The sequence below is a fragment of the Paenibacillus sp. JNUCC 35 genome (assembly GCF_058269095.1).
On record NZ_CM177771.1, the window covers coordinates 3,365,540 to 3,389,658 of the forward strand.

The following is a 24,119-nucleotide window of genomic DNA, read 5'->3' on the forward strand; positions in this document are numbered from 1 at the left end:
TCATCGACTGATATTGCCGCAAAGTCATCACTTTACGACGTAAAAACATTGTCACTACACCTACCTTTTGACACTACAAAATGAGGAATTATCCTACCTATATTTCACTATAAAAAGAATTTTCCACCATAATAATCCGATTTTATCGTATAATGTCATCGAGAGCTATTCCACCACATATTCCGAATAGCCAATAAAAAAAGCTCCCGCCCTTTTGGAGGACGGGAACGAAAGCGGGATATTCAGCGCACGGGCAGCATGTTTTCGTACAGGCTGAATCCGTCCGACTCGCCGATATACGTGTAGCCGCACGTTTTGTAAAAGGCGTTTAAGGTCTCGTTGCTGCTGATACAGTCCAGACGAATCCGGTCTTTGCCCGGAAACGACATTTCCTGCCGGATCCAGTCCATCACCGTTTTGCCCAGGCTTCTGCCCGCTTGCCCGCGGTTAACGGTCAGCCGGTGAAGATAAATTGCCGTGCCGGACTCCCCGGGGGGCAGCCGCCATAGTTTGCGGTCCCAGTCCTCCGCTTCCTGCTGGAGAATCGCGCACGCCAGAAGGGTGCCTTCCGCTGCTTTGAACACAACCACCTCTTCGCGTTCCAAAGCCCCCGCCATATCGTGATCGTCACTGCCCGACAGCAGTCCCGACCACTGGGTCGATCCTTTGCTCCGCAGCCATTTCGCGGTCTCCACCATCAGCCGCTCAATTTCCGGATATTCTTCCGCTCCGGCTATACTCGCTTTGATTTCAGGACTTACCTGATCGTTTAGGAGAATCATATTCGGCATAAGGCACCTCTATTTCAGCTTGTATAATTGCCGTCTCGTCCGGCTACGTGATTGTACCATAACCGGCGGCGGCATTTCTAACAGCCGGTGGCGGTAAGGACGGGATTAGAGGAACGGGCTGCCTAAGCGCGAGCCTTTAATGGGTCCGGTCGGACGGAGCGGAAGCAGCTTGGCGGAAAGCGCCCGGGCGGGTCCGGGCCCATACAGCGAGGACAATCACGGCTGTCAGCAGCGCACAGACGGCATAAGGGACCGATGTGTGCAGGGAGTAGAGCAGCGTTCCCGTCAACGGTCCCGCAAACGAGCCGACGCCTTGTACCGCCGCCGTGAAGGAAGCGACGGACGGCTGCTCCTCCTCTGTGACCGCGAGCGATGCCGCCGTAATGTAACCGGGAAGCGTAAACCCGATACCGATGCCGAACAGGAGGAAAACAAGCAGGTACATCGCGGGCCAGAGCAGGAACAGCAGAAAGGCCGCGCACAGGGCCGACAGGCCGATCTTGAGGAGCCTGCCCGTCGGCCACTTCAGATAGCGGCCGATCAGCAGCTGAATGACGACCACGAGCACCCCCGCCGACGAAAGCCCGAGGCCGATGTACCGCGCGGCGGCCTCTGAAGTGACGGACAAGCGGTCCTGGATGAAAATGCCGCAGGTCACCTGAAGAATAATCATGACGATGGACAAGGTCAGCCCGATCGACAGGTACAGCGAAATTCTCGGGTCGGCGGCCGACAGCTTGCCGGCGCGGGTACTTGCAACCGCCGGCCGGCCGCCGGGAATCATCAGCCAGAATGCGGCCGCCGTCAGTGCCAGCAGCACGGCGGAAGCATACATCGGCGCCGTAAGACCGACTGGCGTCAACAAGGCGCCGAGCGCGGGTCCGAGGACGAAGCCGAGCCCGTTCGCCCCTCCGAACAGCGCCATTCCGGAAGCGCGGTTTTCCGCCGTCGTCCACTCCATGAGATAGCTCTGCGCCATAGCGGGAATCGCTCCGAAGAAGAAACCTCCGGCCGCGCGCAGGAACAGCAGTTGAATGTAGAGCCAGGCGGGGTTATGATCCCCGCTGCGGGCGAGGTCGGATAGGACGGCAAACGCCGCCAGGGTCACAATATAACCGAGCAGGGCGGTAATCATCACCAGCTTCCGGCCCGTTCGCGCCCATTTTGCCCACAAGAACGTCCCCGTGATCCAGAACAAGCCCGTTACCGATACCAGACTGCCGGTCTGGATTTCACTCAGCCCCATACTTCTGGCTAACAGCCCGAGGATCGGATTAAACGTCGCGATTGAAGTCATAGCGGCCAGCACGGTCAAAAAAATAAGCAGAAACCGTTTTTTCATAGACTTTGTCTCCTTTCCCGGTCGAACGGCATTCGTACGTTTTTCATTATCGTTCAAGCCCGGAAAAACCCGCTACCTGCCGGCGAAGCAATTTTGCCTGTTGAAGGAGCAGGTACGGCAAAAATCCCTTTGCCGCAGGCGGCAAGGGGATCGTTACAGGCAATTCTGATAGGAAGCTGCTTTGGCACCTGATCTGCCTGGGTTACGCCAGTGGTCCGCCGAGTACCGGGTTAAGGCGCACATAGGGAGCTGTACCGGCCGAACAGGGGACAACAAGCTTTACTCGGAAAGTCAGCCATGGACAATAACGGCCAAACACATTCCTCCGCCAGCCTCACAAACGGACTCGTTCTTGATTGGCTTGTTTTAGATATTGCCCCGGATTCAAACCGAACTGTTTCCGGAACGCAGCCGTGAAATTACTCATGTTCGCATAACCGAGCTGAACGGCCGCTTCGCTCACATTCATTCCCCGGTCCATATATTCGGCCGCTCTCTTCATCCGTTCTCTGCGTACCAGTTCATAAACGGTCGTGCCGAACAACGAGCGAAAGCCTTTTTTCAGCTTGTATTCATTGACTCCGCACAGCCGTGCCAGCTCCGGGATAGAAGGCGGACTATCCAGCCGGTCCAGCACGTGCCTTCTCGCCTCCGACAGGCGGTTCCGGTCGTCCGGTGTCAAGCTGATCCCCGGAGCTTCCTTGGCGTCGTCGTCTTCCGGCTGACTGATCAGCGCGATCAGCTCCATCGCTTTACTCTCCGCGTACCATCTGCGCATGCTCCCCAGACGTCCGGACTGCAAAAGATCCCTGACCCCCTGCCGGATAAGCGGTGTATCCGTAAACCTTCCGATCCTGCCCCGGCTGCGCGAGAGCAGATGACGAATCTGCTCCGTCTCTTCGGGCCCTCTCGCACAGCGGAGCAGCAGCTCGGGATGCAGCCGGATTTCCAGCGTCCGGTTGCGGACGCCGCCTTTTTTCTCCATATACACGTTCATATTCTCCATAAAAAAGACATTGCCGCTGAGACTGCCGGTTTGCAGCTCGTTTCCTTCCCAGGCGCAGTAAATGTCCCCTTCCAGACAATAGTTCAGCTCGAACAGGCTGTAAGACCCGTGAACCTGCACTTTAAGATCACGGATTAATTCGAAATCCGAAATGACAATTTCCATACCCGTTCTAATGGGAATCCGGGTCAGAGTCCCCTCTCCCAGCCTCGGAGAAAGCAGAAGCGTCCGCTCCCCGCCGCTGCCGGAAATCTGCCCCTCCATATGCTCGGAAAAACGGTCGAAATAATCATGCATCCTATCGATTTGTATGGCCGACGGCATAAGCGCTTCCCCCTTTCGATCTTATAATTGAGAATTATTATCAATAAAGTTTTGTGTTCATTGTAGGAAATTTCCGCTTCTTTTGCAACCCCGCAGCTAAACGGCTTCCGCCATACAGGGCAATCCTGTGGCAATTTTATATCTACCGGACAAACGGTGCCGCATATGTATAGGCTTGATAAGCTTGGCGAGATACCTCTTCGCCTGAACGAAGGAGCGGATGTCATGAGCAAGCCGGTAAAAGAAGACTTTCAAATCCCCCAGCCCATCCGGGCCGACGGTGCGGGAGCCACCGACCCCGGTCCGCGCGATATTTTGCGCGATCTGGAAAATCCGAACATGCTGGTCCCTCCCGCTACCGATGCGGGTCTGATCCCGAACATGAAATTCTCGTTCTCGGATGCTCATATGCAGCTGAACCACGGAGGCTGGTCCCGTGAAGTTACGGTCCGCGAGCTTCCCGTCGCCAAGACGCTTGCAGGCGTCGATATGCGTCTGACCCCCGGCGGCGTGCGCGAGCTGCACTGGCACCAGCAGGCCGAGTGGGCGTACATGCTCACGGGAAAAGCGAGAATTACGGCGGTGGACGAGAAAGGCCGCAATTTCATCGACGATGTGGGCGAAGGCGATCTGTGGTATTTCCCGCCGGGTATTCCCCATTCCATCCAGGGACTGGAGGAGGGGTGTGAATTTCTGCTCGTCTTCGACGACGGGAGCTTTTCCGATCTCAACACCTTGTCCATATCGGACTGGTTCGCCCACACGCCCCCGGACGTTCTCGCGGCTAATTTCGGAGTGGACGAGAGCGCTTTCGAGAACATACCGTCCGGGCAGGTATATATTTTCCAGGACAAAGTTCCCGGCTCTATTGCCTCCCAGGAAATCGAGTCCCCCTACGGCGCAATTCCCCGGAGCTTCAAGCACAGGCTTCTTGCGCAAACGCCGACGGTCATGCCCGGGGGCAGCGTGCGGGTCGTGGATTCCTCCAACTTCCCCGTCTCCGTAACGGTTGCCGCCGCCCTGGTCGAGCTGAAGCCCGGCGCCATGCGCGAGCTGCACTGGCATCCCAACCAGGACGAATGGCAGTACTACCTGTCCGGCCAGGCACGGATGACCGTCTTCGGCGGGAACGGCTCCGCCCGCACCTTCGACTACCGGGCGGGCGATGTCGGCTACGTCCCGTTCGCCTACGGCCACTATATCCAGAACACGGGCGAAGAGACCGTCTGGTTTCTGGAAATGTTCAAAAGCGACCGGTTCGAGGACGTCTCGCTTAACCAGTGGATGGCGCTGACTCCGCGGGACCTGGTCCGCGATAACCTGCACGTGGGACCGGAATTGCTCGACTCGCTGCGCAAACGGAAGCGGCCCGTTGTCTGATCGTGTTTCCGGCCGGTGTCTTAAATGCCCTTGGCATCGACCCGGAAAGTTATGCGGTCTCCCTTCATACCGCAGCCGAAGGGGATGCGGCGAACCGCCGGGACGGTATTGTCCTCGATTGCACCGCTGACGGTCAAGACACGCTTCATGTAAGCCTGTGGCCGGATAAGACAAAGGTCCGATTCAATTAACGTCATTAATCATTTTCATTAATGGCATTAATCATATGACAGCCCTTACTGCAATTCGCGCAAAAAAAGGCCGCTGAAGCTTCAGCGGCTTTTCCCGTTTAGAACACTGATTATCCGTCGATCCGGGCGGAAGCAGCTTCACTCAAGGCGGGCATTCTTCCTTCCTCACGGATAGCGGGCACGACCGGAAGCCGGATCGTAAAACGGGTTCCTTCATTCCGGCGGCTTCGGATTTCGACGGTACCGTGATGTTCCTCCAGGATCCATTTCGCGATCGACAAGCCGAGTCCGGTCCCCGGCGTTTCGCCTCTTGAAGGATCGGCCCGGTAAAACCGGTCGAAGATATGCGGAATATCCGCTTCGTCCATGCCGATTCCGGTGTCTTCGATAATAAGCTCCGCATTTTCTCCCGCCGCCCTTGCGAAGAACCTCACACAGCCGTTTTCGGTATACTTGAAGGCATTTTCCACGAAAATAAACAAAAGCTGCTGCAGGTAATCCCTGTCGCCCACAATCTGCAAAGATTCCAGACCCTCCAGTGGACCGGCTTGAAACTCGGCGGATTTCGCAAGCACCTGGGATTTGCGGATGACATCCTGGACGACGGAGCCTATGCTCAGCCTGTCCTTTCTCAGATGAAGCCCCGAATCGGCACGCGCCAAAGTCAGCAGATTATGCACCAGCCTTCCCATCCGGCCGGCCTCGTCGGCAATATCGTGAATGGCTTCGATAGACAGTTCCAATTGGTCCTTGTCTATTCTCTGCTCCGGAGCCTGCCGGAACGACAGCCAGGCCTTTTGTAAAAATTCCGCATTGCCGCTTATCGTCGTCAAAGGCGTTCTTAATTCGTGGGAGGCGTCTGCCACAAACCTCCGCTGGGTCATGTAGGACTTGTCCAGTTCTCCGTACATATGCTGGATGCGTTCCAGCATGCCGTTGATGGTCGTCCCCAGCAGGCTGACTTCGTCTCCCGTCGGTTTAACGGCGATCCGGTTGCCGAGATCGTCGCTTTTCTGAATTTGGCGGGTCGCCTCAATCAAGGCGTATACGGGCTTCAGCGCCCGCTTGGAGGAGAGCCAGCCCATGAACGAGGCCATGCAGACGATCACCAGAGAGAGCAGAATCAGCACAAGCCGGAGTATGGACAGAAATTTATCGATCAAGCCGATATTATAGGCGGATTGCAGTACGCCTACGAGCTTCCCGTTCAGCAGCAGCGGCTGATTGTAGATGAGAAACGGCGATTGCTGGACCTCTTCGGTAATGTAGTAGCCCTCCGTTTTTTTACCGGCGGTATCTTTGGAGAACGGCAGTTCCACCTGGCCCAAATTCCGCGTCCTCGCCTTATCGCCGTTGATCAAATTGACAAGCTGCAGGTACATGCCCGACTGGACGGTATCGACATGGTCGAGCTGAATGTCCAGATCGGAGCCCAGGGGATCAACCTTAAGCTTATAGGTGACACTCTCCTGCAGCACATCCGTCTGCTCTCTGAGCGAATCTTTAAGGTCATTAATAAAATAAATCTGCAGAAAGCTGTACAGGACAATGCCGAACAGCAGCAGTGTAGCGGAAAGAATACCCGAATATAACAAAGTAAGCCGCATGCGTATAGACATAGCTTCCTCCAGGGTTTTTCCTTGATTATCCTCTCCGAATCTTAAAAGCAACTTAATAGAACCTAAAAATTGCTCCCGGGGAGCCGAAACGCAAAAAAGCCGTCCAAGGACGGCTTTTAGGAACTGCACAGCATCTGGGTCCCGGTGCATAAGCCGGACGGCAAAGCATCGGGACGGCACTGATCCGCTCGAGTTTTGAGCAAAATTCACGCTTAGAAATCAAAGTTGTCCGGGTCCGGACCGACTCTTTTATTTTCGTTCAAGTCGCTGATCCGGCTCATTTCATCCACCGTCAGCTCGAAATCGAACACGCTTGCGTTTTCGATAATGCGGTGCTCTTTCGTCGATTTCGGGATTGTCACCACGCCGTTTTGCAGATCCCATCTCAGAATAACCTGCGCGACGGATTTGCCGTGACGGCCCGCAATGGTCTTCAAAACCTCGTTATCCAGCAACTCGCCCTGCATAAGCGGAGACCACGCTTCAAACTGGATTCCCTGTTCGCGGCAGTAAGCCCGCAGCTCTTCCTGGGTCAAGCACGGATGAAATTCGACCTGGTCGACCATCGGCTTGATCTTCGCGTCCTGCAGAAGATCCTGCAAATGATGGACATGGAAGTTGCTGACTCCGATAGACCGGACTTTGCCCGACTCGTAAATGGCTTCAAGAGCGCGCCACGTGTCTTTGTATTTCCCTTGGACCGGCCAGTGGATCAGGTACAAATCGAGGTAGTCCAGGCCGAGCTTCCGCAGGCTGACTTCAAACGCCTGGAGAGCAGCCTCGTAACCCTGGTCCGCATTCCAGACTTTCGAAGTGACGAAAAGCTCTTCCCGGGAAAGGCCCGTTTCGGCCAGACCTTCCCTGATTCCTTGGCCGACCCCTTCCTCGTTGCCGTATACGGCGGCCGTATCGATACTCCGGTACCCGTTTTTGATAGCCGTTTTAACCGCTTCTACCAATTCGGGGCCTTCCTCTACTTTAAAAACGCCGAGACCGAGCCAAGGCATTTTAACTCCGTTGTGAAGAGTAGTTGTATCTTGCAGATGTTTAGTCATTCTCGGATGACCTCCTGTTGTGTAGGCTTAAAATGTAGCATATCCTATTATGCGCCCTGCTTACTCTTTCGTGAAGTAAGCACTTTAAAGTTCGATAGGTGCTTTTGCGCGCCTTAGGCACTCGGAAGTACCCCGGTCCGGGCTTGCGGTATTCGCTTCTTGCCAGCTTTCCGGTACAAAAAAAGACAGGAGCCTCCTTTACCCAAAGGAAACTCCTGTCATTGCCTGGCGTTTGGCCGGAGAGCGGCCGCTTACGGATTCTGCTTCACCAATACGAAGCTCTCCCACTTGCTGGCCGTGGCGCGGTTCGCGATCAGCGGGCTCGCGCCTTCGTTGTCGGCGCACACATATTGGTTGTTCGCCAGCGCTTTTAACGTCTGCTTGCCGTCCGCCGTCTTACCGAGCTCGAAAGTCTCCCAGGTGCCGATCGTTTCCCGGTTCGCAATGAGCGGGCTTCCTCCCGCATTGTCGGCGGAAACGTACCGGTTGTTGATAAGCGCTCTCAGGGCGACCTTACCGCCGCCGAGGTCGACCAGCTCGAACTTCTCCCAGCCGCTGACGGTCTGGGAACGGGCGATCAGCGGGCTGGCGCCTGCATGTTCGGCGGTCACGTATTTTCCGTTCGCTTCCGATTTCAGGGCAACGACGTTATAGCCTCCCGCGCGCTGCCATACACGGACATAGTCGATGTAATATTTTTGCGGGAAGACTGTCGTGCCGTCGGGGTAACCCGGCCAGTTGCCTCCCACAGCGAGGTTCAGCAGGAAGAAAAATTCCTTGTCGAACACCCAGGCATTCGTGCCTGCGTCCGCCAGCGTTCTCGTGTGAAACAGCTTGCCGTCCACGAACCACTTGAACACGCCGGGCTCCCACTCCAAAGCGAACGTGTGGTAGTCATTGCTCAAATTCTGCGGATGCAGATACGAACCGGAGAGGCCGCAGCAGCCGGAATAGCCCGGTCCGTGCAAAGTGCCGTACGCGCGGTTCGGTTCCAGAGCGCCGACATACTCCATAATGTCGATCTCGCCGCTGGCGGGCCAGCCTACAGTGCCGATGTCTTTGCCGAGCATCCAGAAAGCGGGCCAGATTCCTTTCCCGTAAGGCAGCTTGGCGCGCATTTCAACCCGCCCGTATTTGAGGTTGAATTTATTTTGCGTCGTGAGGCGTGCGGATGTGTAACCCGAGCCGTTATAGTTTTCTTTTAAAGCCTGAATGACCAGATTTCCGTTTTCCTGATAAGCGTTGGACGTGCGGTTGGTATAGTGCTGCAGCTCGTTATTTCCCCAGCCGCCGGCTCCGGTTTCCAGATTCCACTTCGAAGAATTCGGTCCCGACCCGTTCGGGCCGTTGAATTCATCGCTCCAGACCGGCACCCAATCGCTGGCTGAAGAAGCTCCGGCGGTCCGGCTGAACACAAAGGACGAGAAGAGACTGAGAAGCAGAAATACGGACAAGAGCAAGGAAAGCCGCTTGCGGTTCATCATCCATGATCCCCCTTTTCCTAATTGCGATCCCGTGTTCATCATACCGCCTTCCCGCCCTTTAAAACAGGTTCCGGATTACAGGTTTATTCTCCATTTTTTGGTTTTCGAGCCATAGGCTCCGCTGATCAGGCGGAATGATCTTTTTCAAAACGGGACGACCCGGCACCGGTTCGGGCAGGCGCCCAGTTTACGAGGAAGATACCGGCCAGAATCAGCAGACCTCCTCCGTACACATAAGAGCGGACGGTCTCGCCCAGCAGCAGCCAGCCCGAAAGCACGCCGAAGAACGGGGCGAGAAAAAGAAACGCGCTCGTCTTTCCGGGATCTCCCCTGCTCAGCAGATAATACCAGGCCGCAAACTGCACAATGGAGCCCAGAACCGCGAGATACAGAATGATCCATAGCGAATCCGCATTCAGCACAAAAAGCGGCTTTTCCACTAGCAGGCCGAGTATAAGCAGCGCCAGTCCGCCCGCCAGCATTTGAAAAGCGGTCATGACCCAAATATCGAAAGAAGCGCTCCAGCGTTTGACGAGCAGCGTCGCGGCCGCCCAGAATACTGCGGAACCCAGCCCGAACAGGGTGCCTGTTTTAAAATCCAGTTGGAACCCGAGCGTCACGGCGACTCCCAGAAATCCGACCCCTACGCCGGCCCACTGGGACCACCGATACTTCATCCCGAGAAAAAGAGTGCCCAGCAGCACGACCAGCAGCGGATTCACAAAGGTTAGCAGCGACGACTCTCCGGCGGAAATGGTTCTCAGGCTCAGAAAAATGCACGCCATCACTCCCGTTGTCTGAAAAAGGCCGATCAAGGCGATCCGTCCCCACCCGGCGGCCGTCTGCGGCATTCGCCTTCTCGTACCCAAAACCCATAGGGCCATCAGGGCCCCGGCCAGCGTAAAACGGACTCCCACAAGCAGCAGCGGCGAAACGTAGGCGAGTCCCATTTTGCCGACCGCAAACGAAGACCCCATAAGCAGCGTGGCTGTAACGACAAGACTGCCAAATTTTATCGGGTTCATCCTGTTTTCCCCTCTCCCATTCGTTCATTGAGAAAATCTTAGCACAGATACGGTTAGATGGGGACCGAAGAATGGATGTGAAGGATGAATGCGATTATCCGGCCGCTTGCTCATCCGCTTGCGATTTAAAATGAGCCGGCATTCTTTTTCAGCAGAACGTGCATCAGACTTCGCCGTCGTTTTTGCACAAAATCAAAAGCCGCGTCACGGATTTGTCCATTGTCGGCCGCATACGGGTACGATAAGATAACAGCAAGCGATAATGAGAATCATTATCGTTATATAAGACCGATGGAGGCTGACCGACTCATGAACTTGGCACGACCTGTTTCTACCTTATTTTTCACTGCGATACTAAGCGCCGCTTTATTAAGCGGATGCGCCGGCTCCGGTTCACAGAAAACCGGCGATACCGCAAGCCAACAAACCGCGAATCCTGCCGGCGCCCATACCGCCGCTGCCGATAAATCCGCCGCCTCTCCCCGCAAGGTTACGGATTACAAAGGGCATACGGCCGAAATTCCGGCCGCCGCCAAGAAGGTCATTTTTTACGGGGAGACGTTCAGCGATCTGGACGCACTGGGCGTGCAGGCCATCGGGACGGCAACCACCTGGCTCACAGGCACGGTATATGCGGACAAGCATAAAACCATTACGGACATCGGTTCTCCCATTAACCTGGAGAAAGTGCTGGAGCTGGGCCCGGATCTTATTCTCACGGGCAGTACCGACGAGAAAGAATACGAGCAGTTAAGCAAAATCGCGCCTACGCTCATGTTCAATACGTTCCTGCCCATGAAGGAACGGCTTCTTCTGCTCGGCGATCTTCTGGGTAAAAAGCCGGAGGCGGAAAAATGGCTGGCCGATTACGAAACACGTTCGGAAGCGATGTGGAAGACCCTGCATGACGCGGGAATAAAACCCGGCGAGACAGCCTCCGTTTTCACTTATTATCCCGGCAACCGGTTGTTTGTGATGGCAAGCACGGGACTTTCCCAGGTTCTCTACGACAAGAACGGATTCGTGCCGACTCCGCCGATCCGCGAAGTGCTGGACGAGAAAGCGGGTTTCAGGCAAATTTCGCCGGAGGTTCTCCCCCAAGTAGCCGGGGACCGGATTTTTATTCTGACCCCGGTAGCCAAAGAAGCGCAGCAGTCGACGGAAGAGCTTCTGAAAAGTCGGATCTGGCTCGATCTTCCGGCCGTGAAGAACGGACACGTCTACACGCTTGACATTCTCAAATCCGGCAGCGACGCCGCTACACGGGAATGGCTGTTGAACGAAATTCCGGTTCTGCTCAAAAAATAAGCCTGCTCTGACGGCATACGCCCTTCCGCAGCGTAACAACTCAGCGGTTCATTCAAAAAGAAGCTTTCAACCCCTGTTGAAAAGCTTCTTTGTTTTAGTTACAATGAATTTTATTGATAATGATTATCAATTTCAAATAGGATGTGATATCATGGTCCCTTCCGAGTCTGGCTCTCTTCCTGTCCGTTCTCTCCTGTTCCAATTCGCGGCTGCCGATAAAATCATGCCCGGTACCTGTGAACCGGCTGCAGGGCCCGACGTTGACGCGGGCGAAAAACCGGATATACATACTCTTCTGCTCATCAGCGCCGGCACCGGCACGCTGAGAGTGGCGGATGAAACTTTCTTCTGCACTCCCGACAAATGCTACATGATCCCGCCCGGGACTTCCTACCGGCTTAGGATGGACAGTGACCGGTGCCTGACGTACTACCGTATCACGTGCCGGATAGTTTACTGCAAAGGCTCCCATACGGCTTTATACCTGAAACCGCTCGTTCGGGGCCGCGTGGAATGGTCCGTCTATCCTTTCGCGAGAGCCGTGCGTTTTGCCGATCTGCTGACGGAATCCGACCCATCCGGAGAACTTCAGCACTTTTACCGGCAGCTGCAGTTTCAGGAATTGATGGGATTCCTGCTGGAACACAACGTGAACAGCCCCGAACCTTCAAGCTGCACACACGCGGTGGAGAACAGCATCCGCTACATTCAGGAGCATTACAGGCGGCCCATTACGGTAAAATTTCTGGCTGAGCAGGCCCGTGTCCCCCACTGGCAATACAGCACGATCTTTCAAGAGCTGACCGGGAAAAAGCCCTTGGATTACCTGAATGAGCTTAGAATCGAGAAAGCCAAGGAATGGCTTCAGTCTACACGGGAACCTCTGCGGGAAATCGCGAGACGGGTCGGCTTTGCCGACGAATATTACTTCAACCGGCGCTTCCGGCAGCTGACCGGCATTACACCGAGACAATACAGCCAATCTGTGCAAAAGCGGACCCGGATTAAAGACTGGACGGGTCATGAGGTCGAGATTCCGGCGCTCCCCCGCCGGGTCATTTACCACGGGGAAACATTCGGCGATCTCGCCGTTCTCGGCGTGGAAGCCATAGGCGGAGGCTATCCGTGGATTCATCAGTCCGGCCGCCTGAAGTCTCCCGTCAAGGATATCGGCTTCCCGATCAATCCTGCTGTTACCGAGGCGCTGAAGCCCGACCTTATCATCGTCTCCAGCGAAGACGAATCGCAGTATGACACGCTTCGCGCGATCGCCCCCACGCTCACGTTTGACTCATTCGCCCCGCTTGACGAGCGGATCGAGCTGCTGGGGACAATTCTCGGCAGACGCCGGGAAGCGGAAAATTGGCTCGCCCGCTATGAGAAGAAAGCCGCCGCCATGTGGAGCGGGCTTCGGGCCTCACTGCAGCCGGACGAGACTGCATCCGTGTTTACATTTGCAAGAGACCGCTTTTTTGTGATGGGCACCATCGGGCTGTCCTCCATGCTCTACCATCCGGACGGTTTCCGGCCTGCGGGCAGGACGCGCAGGCTCCTCGATAAGAAACTGTCTTATCTCGAACTTCTGCCGGAAGAAATGAAAGATTATGCGGGCGACCGGATATTTATGCTGCTCCCCGCAGATGCCGAATGCCGCACCGCCGCCGCCGAGTTAATGAAGTCTCCGCTCTGGATGGAGCTTCCCGCAGTCCGCCGCGGCTGCTGCTACGCAGTCGAAGCGGACGAGTGGAATTTCGCCGACGCCACGACGACGGAGAAATTCCTCGACGAACTCCCCCGTCTGCTCGGCAAAGAGCAGCCCGTACCCGCTCATGGCGGCGTTCGCCCCGGCCCTAAGCCGGAAGAAAGCTGAAAAACCTGCCGATCGCAATGGATCGGCAGGTTTTGTTTTGTACAGGGCCTTGTCACGCCTCCGGCGCCAGTTCATACGGCAGGCACAGCGGAACCCCCGTACGCGGGTCGGCAACGATGTCCGCATGAATCGAGAACACTTCGCGCAGCATATCTTGGTTCATCACGTCAACGGGGGAGCCTTCGCATATCACGCTGCCGGATTTGATGGCCACGATATGCTGGGCGTACCGGGAAGCGTGATTCAGATCGTGAATCACCATGACAATCGTTCTCTTCTCCTCGCTGTTCAGCTTATGCAGCAGTTGAAGAACTTCAAGCTGGTGGGCCATATCAAGAAAAGTCGTCGGTTCGTCCAGGAAGAGAATATCGGTCTGCTGGGCGAGCGCCATGGCGATCCAGGCGCGCTGCCTCTGCCCGCCGGAAAGCTGATCCACGGGTCTTGCGTGGAACGGCATCATCCCCGTTACTTCCAAAGCCCAGCCGATCACGCGCTTATCCTCCGAACTAACCGTGCCGAAGCCGGTCTGGTGGGGATACCTGCCGTAAGCGACCAGCTCCGTAACCGTCAATCCGGCAGGCGCCGACGGATTCTGCGGCAGAATGGCCAGATCTTTGGCCACTTCCCGCGTAGATTTGCTGTGGATCGACACCCCGTCGAGCAGCACGCCGCCCGAGGCCGGTTTCATGAGCCGTGCCATCGTTTTCAGGATGGTCGACTTCCCGGAACCGTTCGCGCCTACCAGCGCGGTTATTTTACCCTGCGGGATGGAAATATTCAGATCGTTCACGATACTGAGATCCCCGTAACCGATATGCAGGCTGGATGTATGCAGCCTTTCCTGTACTAACGTCATCCGATATTCCCTCCTTGGTTTTGCCTTTCCGTATAGGAGACGGCCAGCGTCCTTCCCTGTATTCCTGTGAGCTCTCGCCTGATCTTTATGTAAAACAATGAGACGTATGCCTCCGGATAAAGCTTGCGCTTGCAGCTCCGGGGCTCAGCGGGCAAGAACGCGAAGCGTGATCTCAAACAGTTCCGGCAGCCCGTTCTTAACCCGGCACTGCACTTCCGAGCTTGTTAAGCAGCTCGGCGCCGAATTGCGCCGCATACAGCTTGCTGTAGGCACCGCCTCCGGCAAGCAGCTCTTCGTGGCTTCCCTGTTCGGCGATGCCCTCCTTCGTGACCACGACGATCCGGTCGGCATGCTTCACCGTAGCGAGCCTGTGTGCGATAATGAGCGTCGTCCGTCCTTTCGAAAGCTCCCAGAGCGCTTCCTGAATGACCGCTTCGGTCTCGCTATCCAGCGCCGAAGTCGCCTCGTCGAGAATCAAGATCGGCGGATTTTTCAAAAACATGCGTGCGATGGAAAGCCGCTGCTTCTGTCCGCCGGAGAGCTTCACTCCCCGTTCGCCGATCCGCGTATCCAGCCCTTCGGGCAGGGATAGGATCAGCTCTTCGAGCTGGGCTCTTTTCGCTGCCTCCCGGATTTCTCCGTCGGAAGCCCCCAGCTTGCCGTAGGCGATATTTTCGCGGATGGTGCCGTCGAACAAGAACACTTCTTGCTGGACGATTCCGATATGGGAGCGCAGCGACTCCAGCTTCATCTCGCGGACATCAATGCCGTCAATGGTGATGGCGCCGTCCGTCACTTCGTAAAACCTCGGGAGGAGGCTGCACAAGGTCGTTTTGCCCGCGCCCGAAGGGCCGACGAAAGCGACCGTTTCCCCGGGCCGGATGGACAGGTTCAGTCCGTTCAGCACGTTCTCCTTGTTTTCGTAGCCGAAGCTCACATTCTGATACCGGATATTTCCCGCAAGCCGGTCAACGTCCCGCGCATCCGGAGCATCGGCGACATCGGGTTCAAGTCCCAAGATTTCGAGATATCTTTTGAAACCGGCAATCCCTTTCGGATACATTTCGATCACGGAATTGATCTGATTGATCGGTCCGAGAAATACGTTCGAAAGCATCACGAAGGCAATGAATTCGCCGTAGCTCATTTGTTTCGCCAGCACAAACCATGTTCCGCACAATAGAACGAACAAGGAAATGATTTTCATCAGCAGATAGCTGATAGATGAATTCCAGGCCATAATCCGGTAAGCCAGAAGCTTGCTCCGTCTGAACTGCCCGTTGTTGGAAGCGAACTTGGCGATTTCATAGTTCTCGTTCGTAAAAGCTTGAACGACGCGGATGCCGCTGACATTGTTCTCCACCCGGGCGTTGTAATCCGCAATGGATTCGAACATCTTATCGAAAGCGAGCGACATTTTACGGCTGAAATAAAGCGAAAGCGAGATCATCCCCGGCACGATAATAAAGGTCAACACGGCCAGTTTCCAGTTGATGCCGAGCATAATGCCGAATGCCCCTGCCAGGGTCATCACGGCTATAAACAAATCCTCCGGCCCGTGATGGGCGATCTCCCCGATATCCATGAGATCGTTGGTCATCCTGGAAACGAGATGCCCCGTCTTGTTGTTATCGAAGAAACGGAAAGAAAGTTTCTGCACGTGGTTAAACAGTTTGGTACGCATATCGCTTTCAATATTGATCCCGAGCTTATGCCCCCAATAAGTGACGACGTAATGCAGGGCGGCGCTGATCACATAAATGCCGAGAAGGCCTACGCACCCCCATGCGATCCATTCCCATTTGCCGCTCGGCAGAAGATCGTCGATGACCCGATTGACTGCCAGCGGAAAAGCGAGCTCAAGTACGGCGGCTATGATCGCGCAGCTAAAATCGAGCAGAAACAAGCCTTTGTACGGTTTGTAATAGGCAAAAAAACGGCGGAGCATAAAGCACCTCTCTTTCTGTAAACCTTCCTTGGCGGCAGTAGCCGGCAGGCTCTTCTACTCCGTCTTGGACCGCGCAAGCAGGTACAAGAAATAAGGAGCGCCGATGACCGCGACCACAATTCCGGCAGGCATTTCGGAAGGCTGCAGGACCCAGCGGCCGAGCGTGTCGGCTGCGCATACAAGCAGCGCCCCGGCAAGAGCTGCGGCCGGGAGAAGGACTTTGTGGCCCGGTCCCACCAGTCTGCGGGCCAGATGCGGGGCGATGAGCCCGACGAAGCCGATTCCGCCGCTTACCGCAACGCAGGAGCCCGCGAGACCGACGGCGGAAGCGAGGAGCAGCAACCGCTCCCTCTCCACGGGAGCGCCAAGTCCCAAGGCCAGCTGATCGCCCAGGTTGAGCACATCGAGCACCCGCGCTTTGCAGAATACGTAGATCGACAGGATGACGATCCAGGGAAGGAGCGCGATCACAAACTTCCAGGTCGTCCCCCAAATGCTTCCCGCCATCCACGTGGCCACGAACTGGTATTTCTCCGGAGAGATCCGTAGCGTCAGTACGATGGTCGCGGCGCTGATTCCGGCCGCCACGGCGATACCCGACAACAGGAGCCGGGTTGGAGACAACCCCTCGTTACGTTTGAACGCAAGCGTATAAATCAGCATCGCCGTCGCACCGGCGCCCGCCAGAGCGAGTACGGGAAGCAGGAAGACCGGAGCGGCAGCGGCAGAGGGATAGAAGCAGATAAATAGCAGAACCGCAAGTCCCGCTCCGGCATTGATGCCCAAAATTCCGGGATCGGCCAGCGCATTGCGCGAGATGCCCTGCAAAATGGCTCCGGATATCGCCAGACCCGCCCCCGCAAGCATCGAAAGCACGATGCGGGGCAGCCGGAAATCGAACAGGATCAAGGATTGCTTCCGTGTCCCTTCTCCGATAAGCGTTGTGAAAAGCTCCGTGGGAGAAAGCCGGATAAAGCCGATGTTCATACTGATGACAAACGTAAGGACAAGAAGCAGACCGAAAATAACGAGAATCGCGATATTTCTTCTTTTCCGCTTTTTCTCATGCGCCATAATGGGCGAGTAGTCCAGATTCAGGTTCACGTTACAGCTCCCTCCTTTCTTTGCGCGTCAGGTAGAGGAAGAACGGAACCCCGATTAGTGCGATCAGCGCCCCGATGGGCGTTTCGTAAGGGGGGTGGATCATTCTGGCCGCCAGATCGGACACGACGACCAGCAGGCTGCCGAGCACCGCTGAGCACGGTATGATCCAGCGGTAATCCACGCCGACCAGATAGCGCGTCAAATGCGGAATGATCAGCCCGACGAAGCCCACCGCTCCGACTACGGAGACGGACGCTCCCGCGAGGATGAGAACAACAACCGTGCCGCCCAGTTTAACGAGTCCGGTCCGCTGCCCCAATCCTTTGGCGATTTCGTCCCCCAGGCTGAGCATCGTAATCGAACGGGAAAGCGCGATGGCGCCAAGCAGCGCGGCCAAAAACCACGGCAGCATGACCTTGAGCTGAATCCAGGTGGTTCCGCTTACGCCTCCCGCATACCAGAAAGCAATGTCCTGGCCGATATGAAAATATAAGGCGATTCCTTCGCTCAGCGCGGAAAGAAGAGCGCTCAAAGCCGCTCCCGCGAGAACCAGCCGCAGGGGCGTCAAGCCGCCTTTGGCCATGGAGCCGATCCCGTAGATCAGCACGGCTCCGCCAGCCGCACCGAGAAACGACATGAGAATAAGCTTGGAATAGGCCAAGCCCGGGAAAAAAGCGAAGCAGAGCGCCAGCATAAAGCCCGCTCCCGCGTTCAGGCCGAGAAGACCCGAGTCCGCGAGGGGGTTCCTCGTCATGCCCTGCATGATCGCTCCGGCAACCGCAAAGCTCGCCCCTACCATGGCGCCGCCCAGCACGCGCGGCATCCTCAGATCGGCGATAATCTGATGCTGTGTAGATTCCGGGTTGAAATGAAAGACAGCTTCCCAGACTGTCGAGAATAAAATGTCGGCTGCCCCGAATGAAACCGATACCCCTATTCCCAATACCAGGAGGAGAATCCCCGCTGTGAGAATGAGGGCTGCGGCCAGCGGACGGGTGCGAAGCGGAACGGATGAAGCTGCTTGCGTTTCCCTTGCTGCATTTTGCTGAATCATACCTGCCACCCTGTACGTTAGTATTTGGTGAGACTCTTATCAGTGATATTGATTCTCATTATCACAAGATTCAGTTTAAGCGACATCTTTTTCCTGGGCAATGGACAAAAGCGAGAACTTTTTTGTACAAAAGAGAAAAGATTTGCAGCGCGCGGACCCTGTTATCAAAATCAAAACCGTTAAATGGCCGGACGGTTGTCTCCTTCCAACGAAAATAAGCCGCCCCTCCGGACGGCTTTGACTCAATTGCTTCTATAATATAAACAGATAAATTGTCGGAGGCACATTCGATGCACAGGATTAGCGGCGGCTCAAGACTTTCCGGAAAGGGAAACGATTTTATGCTTCGCCAGGTAAACGCGCAGCAGCGCGATATCCTGTTCGGCGTTAACGAAGCCGATGTGGCCGTCCGGCCGGACCAGATACAGGGCATCTTCCGCGAGTCCGGCTTTCTCCGTCTCCCGGCTCCATGAGAATTCGTGCAGGGGCAGCCCCAGCTCTTCCCCTGCTTCCCGGAGCAGCCGTCCCGCTCTGCCGTACACGTGAAGCTGCCAGTCCATCGATCCCAGCGGAGTGAAGTTCACTTCCGCATAAGGCAGACGGTCCCCTCCCTGCAGCAATCCCGCTTTTCCCGATGCAAGTGCGCTTCCCCGGTACGTGATCCTTATTTGCGAGATCAACCTGTACCATCTTCTGCGTAACGCCGGGCGGCGGAACAAGAACGGGCCCGCATACGGAAAGAGATGCTTTTTGACCAGTCTGCTCACCCTGCCGGTAGAGATCACCGCTTTGAAAACTCTGTCCGTCGTATCCACGAGAAGCTTTGCGAACGGAAGACGTTCCGCCTCGTAGGTATCGAGAACGGACGGGGCAGCCCGGTGCTGAACGACGGCAGCCAGCTTCCAGCCCAAATTTACGGCATCACCGATGCCCGTGTTCATTCCCTGACCGCCCGCGGGGCTGTGAATATGGCCGGCATCCCCGGCAATAAATACATTCCCTTCGCGGAAATGACGGGCAACGCGGTGATGGACATGATACTTGGAGAACCAGTTGACTTCAGCCGTGTTGAGACCGAGATTCCGGCGCAAATAAGGGTACATATCCTCGAAGGACAGCGGCTCCCGCTCCCGGAAAGCCGGGGGCACGACACCGATCAGCCGGTATGTCCCGCTGCTCCGCACGGGAAATACGAGGGCGAATTCTTCGTCCGCGAAGTGGATGCCCATGCTGCGCCCCGAAAACATTCCGCCCTCTCCGTGTAGGTCCGCCACATAAAAATCCTGTTCGTACTTCTCGCCTTCGAACGGGTTATCCATGCTTTTGCGCACCCGACTGTGGGCGCCGTCACAACCGCACAAATAACGGAACGTGCGGCTCTCTTCACCCTCCGGCCGTTTTAAGACGGCCTCGACTTCTCCGTCCCTTTGCGCGAAGGAGACCAATTCCGTGTTCCACTCCACTTCGGCGGACCGGTCTTTTAAAGCCTCGATAAGCAGACGCTCGTGGTCGTCCTGGGGAAACGTGAAGACGAACGGAAACGGACTCAGCCCCTCTCCCATTTTTTCGAATGGCAGGGTCCCTTTCTTTTGGTTTCCCGTCCAGATGTCCCCCCGGTCGACCCTGATGCCCCGGCTTACGACTTCCTCCGCCAGCCCCATCTGCTGGTAATACTCCAGCGTCCGCGAAGTAACCGCCATCGCCCTTGATGCCTCGCCGGGACCCGCATTTTTATCGATGATCCGAAACGGCACCCCGTAACGAGCCAGCTGAAGGGCAAGCACCAGACCAGTAGGACCGGCTCCCACAATCAGAACTTGTTCCATTGTTCATCTACTCCCGTCCGAACAAAATGTTCCGAGTTAGTGACGATCATCGTTGTAAACGTTACCATATAATACTTTAAACAATTGCTCGGTCAGCTTCCTCCTTTCTAATTGACTCCGGAAGAATGCCTTTTCCATATTTTCTGGTATCCTTTTGGTTACTATATTAGCTACGCAGGAAGAATATTTCAATGGGATCTGGATATGTTTCTGAATTTGATGATCACATGGTAACCTGTAAATGAATTTATCAGCATATCTTCCTCTACATGTGGTTGATCCCGTTATGCGACGCCCCAACGAACGCCGGAAGCTGCACACAGTCTGCAAAAAAAAGCGTATCCCGTCCGGGATACGCTTCATGTTTCCGTTTGATTTTATGTCCGGCTTCTTCTTAACCGGTCGCTTTGATTTGCTTGCTTCTTAACTGCCCGCAGGCGGCGTCAATATCCGCTCCATGCTCCAGCCGCACGCTGCAGCTTACATTCTGCTTCTTCAGAATATCGTAAAAAGCGCGGACGGATTCCTTCTCGCTCCGCTGATACTGGCTGTGCTCATCGACCGGGTTGTACGGGATGAGATTGACGTTGACCAGCGGACGACGGTCTCCGATCAATTCGGCCAGCTCCTCTGCATGCTCCCGGGCGTCGTTCACGTCTTTAAGCAGAATATATTCCAGGGTGAGTCTGCGGTTGGTTTTGCCCAAATAATAATCGATCGCATCCATCAATTTCTCAATGGGAATCGCTTTGTTGATTTTCATGATTCGCGTACGCAGCTCGTTGTTCGGCGCATGCAGCGAAACCGCCAGGTTCACATGGAGATCCGAATCGGCAAACTCGACGATTTTGTCGGCAAGTCCGCTTGTAGAGACCGTGATGTGTCTCGCGCCGATCGCCAGTCCTTTGTGGTCTTTGATGACGCGCAGGAAATCGGACAGATTCTCGAAATTGTCAAACGGCTCCCCGATCCCCATCACGACGATATGACTTACGCGCTCTTCCTTGCCCGCCTTGTCCAGATAGAACTGGACTTTCATGATTTGTTCCACGATTTCGCCGCCGGACAAGTCCCGGCTCTTCTTGAGAAGGCCGCTCGCGCAGAAGCTGCACCCGATATTGCAGCCGACCTGGGTCGTGACGCAGACGGATAATCCGAACTTGTGCCTCATCAGCACCGTTTCGATAAGGTTTCCGTCGGAAAGCCGGAACAGGAACTTGACGGTCCCATCGGAAGATTCCTGCTTCACGTGTTCCTCCAGCGTCTGGAGGACAAAGTGCTCTTCCAGCAGCCCCAGGCAATCTTTATTCACGTCCGTCATATCGGCAAAACTCGCCACGCGCTTCCGGTACAGCCAGTCCCAAATCTGGGAGGCCCGGAATTTCTTATGCCCGTAGGGCTGCAGCCAGGCGGTCAACTGATCAAATGTTAATCCATAGATGGATGGTTTGTTCATTCGTACTCCTCTTTTCAGCAAAACATATCAGCCGGTCGCACCCTGCCAAAGGGCGGAACACAGCTTTACATTCTATCATTGTGCCAAAATTCCAAACGTAACACAAGGGCTTAAGAACAGCTGCCAATTTATAGGCTCCTGCTTCCGCTCCGTCCGCCTCATTCTATTCACCGAACAATTCCCGCAGCATATTCTCTTTATTGTTGAGAAATTGCTTCATGATCACATAATGCTCCGTCTCCTCGAGCGTTGTTTCTTCGATCCCCTTCGCAGACAGGTGGTACATAGCAGCTTCGGGATATGCCATCAGGATGGGAGAATGGGTTGAAACGATAAACTGGGAGTTCCGGCCCACCAGCTCATGCATGCGCGCAAGCATGGCCATCTGTCTCAGCGGAGACAGCGCCGCTTCAGGTTCATCCAGAATGTAAAGGCCTTGGCCGCCGAAACGGTGAACAAAAGCGGCAAAAAACGATTCCCCGTGCGACTGTTCATGAAGTGAAACGCCCCCGTACGAGTCTTTGATGAGAGGCTGGGAGCACGGAGCCGCGTCAAGCTCGTCGATATTCGTAGCCAGGTTATAATAACTCTCCGCCCGGAAAAAGAAGCCGTCGCGCGCTTTCCTTACGCCCTTGGAGAGCCGGATGTACTCGTGGAGCTCCGAATGCGTGGGGTTTGTGGCAAAAGAAAAATTCAGCGTCCCACCTTCGGGATTGAACCCCCATGCCGTGGCTATCGCTTCCATAAGCGTGGACTTGCCCGTGCCGTTCTCGCCGACGATATACGTTACCTTCGGGTGAAAAACAAGTCGGTCCAAGCTCCGGACCGCATCAAGATCGAAGGGATATCGCTTCCAGGAGGGAACACTCTCCCTTTTCAGCTCGATGTGACGGAGAAACCGGTCATCGCTCCCGACATGCATGGGGCATCCTCCTCGCCTGCGCTGTCCGCTTTTCTACGGATTCACAGTTGGATTGATCGGAATTTCGGCAGGTTAGCCGCCTTTTTCATTAAAAAAAGGACGCGTCAGACGCATCCTCATTCCGTACTATTCAGTATACCAGTATAACGCATATTCGGTCATAACGGAAGACTGGCCGATTTGGCGCAGCATAGCCGAAAGATTCCCCCTGTGGTAAGTTCCGTGATTGGCCACCTGAAAAAGAACTTCGGCATAGCTCGTATCCCGCTTGCGCGTATACGGGTTGTCGAGAATAAACCGCTGATCGAGATCCTGTCCCTGAGCGATCCAGTCCTCATAGCACCTTCGTGATTGTGATCGTTAACATATTACTCCAACTTCACAGTGTGTTATCGTCCTTTAGGCGCTGAAAGCTTGGTCCAGCATGATAGATACAAGTGAATAGACTGGGCGCGATTCAAGTGGTACGCAATGATTTCTCCTTTATACCGAAAAAATGCACCTCCAATTGTTAGATGGTGTCTAACAATTGGAGGTGCACATCGGGAGCGGTTATCCTTTTACGGTCGTCTCGCCCATACCGGAGGAATGCCGGACGGACTTTTTCCCGTATGTCCCGAGCCGCCACACGTACTCCGCGGGTCCCATCCGGAAATAGCGGAACCACCATGTGCTTGCGGCCATCTGTATCAGGAGAATACCCGCCGCCGTCAAAGCCAGTTGACTGGAATGTATTCGCTGCGGCCAGTTAAAGAGCGCGCTCAGCGACAAGATCATCACGGTCTGCATGAGATAGTTGGTCAGCGCCATTCTCCCCAGATAGTTAAGGGGCGCCAGCAATCGCTGAGCCAGACGGCTCCGAAGTATTAGTGTCAGAGCCGTGACATAAAACACGCTGAACGAAAGACCGCCTGCCGCAAGAGCCACATCGACCATCCCCGTCCGCTCGAAAATTTCTTCCTGTACATAGTAAGACGGGACAAGAAACAGAAAGGAAACGGTCATTGTAATGAGAAGACCGCGCCGGTAGCGGTCCGTTTGTCGGAAAAGTCCGATCTGCCCCGCCCATAATCCAAGCAGAAACAGTCCCCAAATCTCCAAAAGAAATACCGTAAAACAACCGGCGATCGTCAGGATAAAACCCGTCAAAAACACGACGGCCGGTTTTAGCTTAAAGAAAGGCATCAGCAGAAACCCGAGGATCGAATAGATCAAAAGTGCTTCTCCAGGCTGGAAGAAGTGATGCACCAGACCAATCGCCAGCAGCAGCAGCCTCCGCGTAAACAAGAGCATGGCGCGATCTCCCCGTTCTTTCGCCCGGGATACGAAAAGGTAGAAACCGACTCCGAAAAGAAAGGAAAAGATAACAAAAAAACGGTGACTGACAGCTATGTCCAAAAACGTATTGACAGCAGTATCCGCGGCATTTCTGTCCGTTGTCGCGAAAACCATCTGGCCGATATTAATGAAAATGATCCCGAGCAGCGCAAACCCTCTTAAATAATCCAGCGTTTCAATTCGGTTGTTGTTCTTCACGCTTGCCTCTGTTTTCATAAAT

At 55.2% G+C, this 24,119-nt stretch carries 19 protein-coding genes; 3 read left to right on the forward strand and 16 right to left on the reverse strand.

Annotation, left to right across the window (positions count from 1 at the left end):
- Positions 1 to 242: 242 nt before the first annotated feature.
- The 3 genes from AC2TF6_RS15255 to AC2TF6_RS15265 all read right to left on the reverse strand — a co-directional run bounded on the left by AC2TF6_RS15255 (position 243) and on the right by AC2TF6_RS15265 (position 3,463).
- Positions 243 to 791, reverse strand: coding sequence for a GNAT family N-acetyltransferase (locus AC2TF6_RS15255; protein ID WP_491307467.1), 549 nt, complete (start codon positions 789 to 791; stop codon positions 243 to 245).
- Positions 792 to 927: 136 nt separating this feature from the next.
- A complete protein-coding gene (locus AC2TF6_RS15260; RefSeq protein WP_491307468.1) occupies positions 928 to 2,133 on the reverse strand; it encodes an MFS transporter in 1,206 nt (401 codons plus the stop codon).
- A gap of 334 nt (positions 2,134 to 2,467) precedes the next feature.
- On the reverse strand, positions 2,468 to 3,463 hold the full coding sequence (locus tag AC2TF6_RS15265; RefSeq protein ID WP_491307469.1) for a helix-turn-helix transcriptional regulator: 996 nt from the start codon (positions 3,461 to 3,463) through the stop codon (positions 2,468 to 2,470).
- Positions 3,464 to 3,688: 225 nt separating this feature from the next.
- Between AC2TF6_RS15265 and AC2TF6_RS15270 the strand changes: the two genes are divergently transcribed.
- The gene (locus AC2TF6_RS15270; RefSeq protein ID WP_491307470.1) at positions 3,689 to 4,843 is read left to right on the forward strand and encodes an oxalate decarboxylase family bicupin; all 1,155 of its coding nucleotides are present in this window, start codon (positions 3,689 to 3,691) and stop codon (positions 4,841 to 4,843) included.
- Between the two features lie 301 nt (positions 4,844 to 5,144).
- Here AC2TF6_RS15270 and AC2TF6_RS15275 read toward each other — a convergent pair whose 3' ends face one another.
- The 4 genes from AC2TF6_RS15275 to AC2TF6_RS15290 all read right to left on the reverse strand — a co-directional run bounded on the left by AC2TF6_RS15275 (position 5,145) and on the right by AC2TF6_RS15290 (position 10,217).
- The gene (locus AC2TF6_RS15275) at positions 5,145 to 6,653 is read right to left on the reverse strand and encodes a sensor histidine kinase (protein ID WP_491307471.1); all 1,509 of its coding nucleotides are present in this window, start codon (positions 6,651 to 6,653) and stop codon (positions 5,145 to 5,147) included.
- Positions 6,654 to 6,865: 212 nt separating this feature from the next.
- Positions 6,866 to 7,708 (reverse strand): aldo/keto reductase, encoded by an 843-nt coding sequence (locus AC2TF6_RS15280; RefSeq protein WP_491307472.1) that lies wholly within the window; start codon positions 7,706 to 7,708, stop codon positions 6,866 to 6,868.
- Between the two features lie 251 nt (positions 7,709 to 7,959).
- On the reverse strand, positions 7,960 to 9,192 hold the full coding sequence (locus AC2TF6_RS15285; RefSeq protein ID WP_491307473.1) for a family 16 glycosylhydrolase: 1,233 nt from the start codon (positions 9,190 to 9,192) through the stop codon (positions 7,960 to 7,962).
- A 125-nt stretch (positions 9,193 to 9,317) separates the two neighbouring features.
- A complete protein-coding gene (locus AC2TF6_RS15290) occupies positions 9,318 to 10,217 on the reverse strand; it encodes a DMT family transporter (protein ID WP_491307474.1) in 900 nt (299 codons plus the stop codon).
- 309 nt (positions 10,218 to 10,526) lie between these two features.
- On the opposite strand from AC2TF6_RS15290, the gene AC2TF6_RS15295 reads away from it, so the two are divergent.
- Positions 10,527 to 11,525 carry an ABC transporter substrate-binding protein gene (locus AC2TF6_RS15295; protein WP_491307475.1) on the forward strand — a complete coding sequence of 333 codons (999 nt, stop codon included), beginning with the start codon at positions 10,527 to 10,529 and terminating at the stop codon, positions 11,523 to 11,525.
- A 151-nt stretch (positions 11,526 to 11,676) separates the two neighbouring features.
- Entirely contained in the window at positions 11,677 to 13,395 is a 1,719-nt protein-coding gene (locus tag AC2TF6_RS15300) for a helix-turn-helix domain-containing protein (RefSeq protein WP_491307476.1), read from the forward strand.
- A 52-nt stretch (positions 13,396 to 13,447) separates the two neighbouring features.
- On the opposite strand, the gene AC2TF6_RS15305 is transcribed toward AC2TF6_RS15300, so the two are convergent.
- The 9 genes from AC2TF6_RS15305 to AC2TF6_RS15345 form a co-directional block, all read right to left on the reverse strand.
- Positions 13,448 to 14,251, reverse strand: a complete 804-nt coding sequence (locus tag AC2TF6_RS15305; protein ID WP_491307477.1) for an ABC transporter ATP-binding protein — start codon at positions 14,249 to 14,251, stop codon at positions 13,448 to 13,450.
- 196 nt (positions 14,252 to 14,447) lie between these two features.
- Entirely contained in the window at positions 14,448 to 16,199 is a 1,752-nt protein-coding gene (locus AC2TF6_RS15310; protein WP_491307478.1) for an ABC transporter ATP-binding protein, read from the reverse strand.
- 54 nt (positions 16,200 to 16,253) lie between these two features.
- Positions 16,254 to 17,273, reverse strand: coding sequence for a FecCD family ABC transporter permease (locus AC2TF6_RS15315; protein WP_491311664.1), 1,020 nt, complete (start codon positions 17,271 to 17,273; stop codon positions 16,254 to 16,256).
- A gap of 31 nt (positions 17,274 to 17,304) precedes the next feature.
- Entirely contained in the window at positions 17,305 to 18,357 is a 1,053-nt protein-coding gene (locus tag AC2TF6_RS15320) for a FecCD family ABC transporter permease (protein WP_491307479.1), read from the reverse strand.
- Positions 18,358 to 18,668: 311 nt separating this feature from the next.
- A complete protein-coding gene (locus AC2TF6_RS15325) occupies positions 18,669 to 20,183 on the reverse strand; it encodes an FAD-dependent monooxygenase (protein ID WP_491307480.1) in 1,515 nt (504 codons plus the stop codon).
- 394 nt (positions 20,184 to 20,577) lie between these two features.
- Positions 20,578 to 21,639, reverse strand: coding sequence for a dual-specificity RNA methyltransferase RlmN (rlmN, locus tag AC2TF6_RS15330; RefSeq protein WP_491307481.1), 1,062 nt, complete (start codon positions 21,637 to 21,639; stop codon positions 20,578 to 20,580).
- 163 nt (positions 21,640 to 21,802) lie between these two features.
- Positions 21,803 to 22,561 carry an AAA family ATPase gene (locus AC2TF6_RS15335; protein ID WP_491307482.1) on the reverse strand — a complete coding sequence of 253 codons (759 nt, stop codon included), beginning with the start codon at positions 22,559 to 22,561 and terminating at the stop codon, positions 21,803 to 21,805.
- Positions 22,562 to 22,687: 126 nt separating this feature from the next.
- A complete protein-coding gene (locus AC2TF6_RS15340; protein WP_491311665.1) occupies positions 22,688 to 22,888 on the reverse strand; it encodes a DinB family protein in 201 nt (66 codons plus the stop codon).
- Between the two features lie 225 nt (positions 22,889 to 23,113).
- Positions 23,114 to 24,115 (reverse strand): DUF418 domain-containing protein, encoded by a 1,002-nt coding sequence (locus tag AC2TF6_RS15345; protein ID WP_491307483.1) that lies wholly within the window; start codon positions 24,113 to 24,115, stop codon positions 23,114 to 23,116.
- Positions 24,116 to 24,119 lie beyond the last annotated feature (4 nt).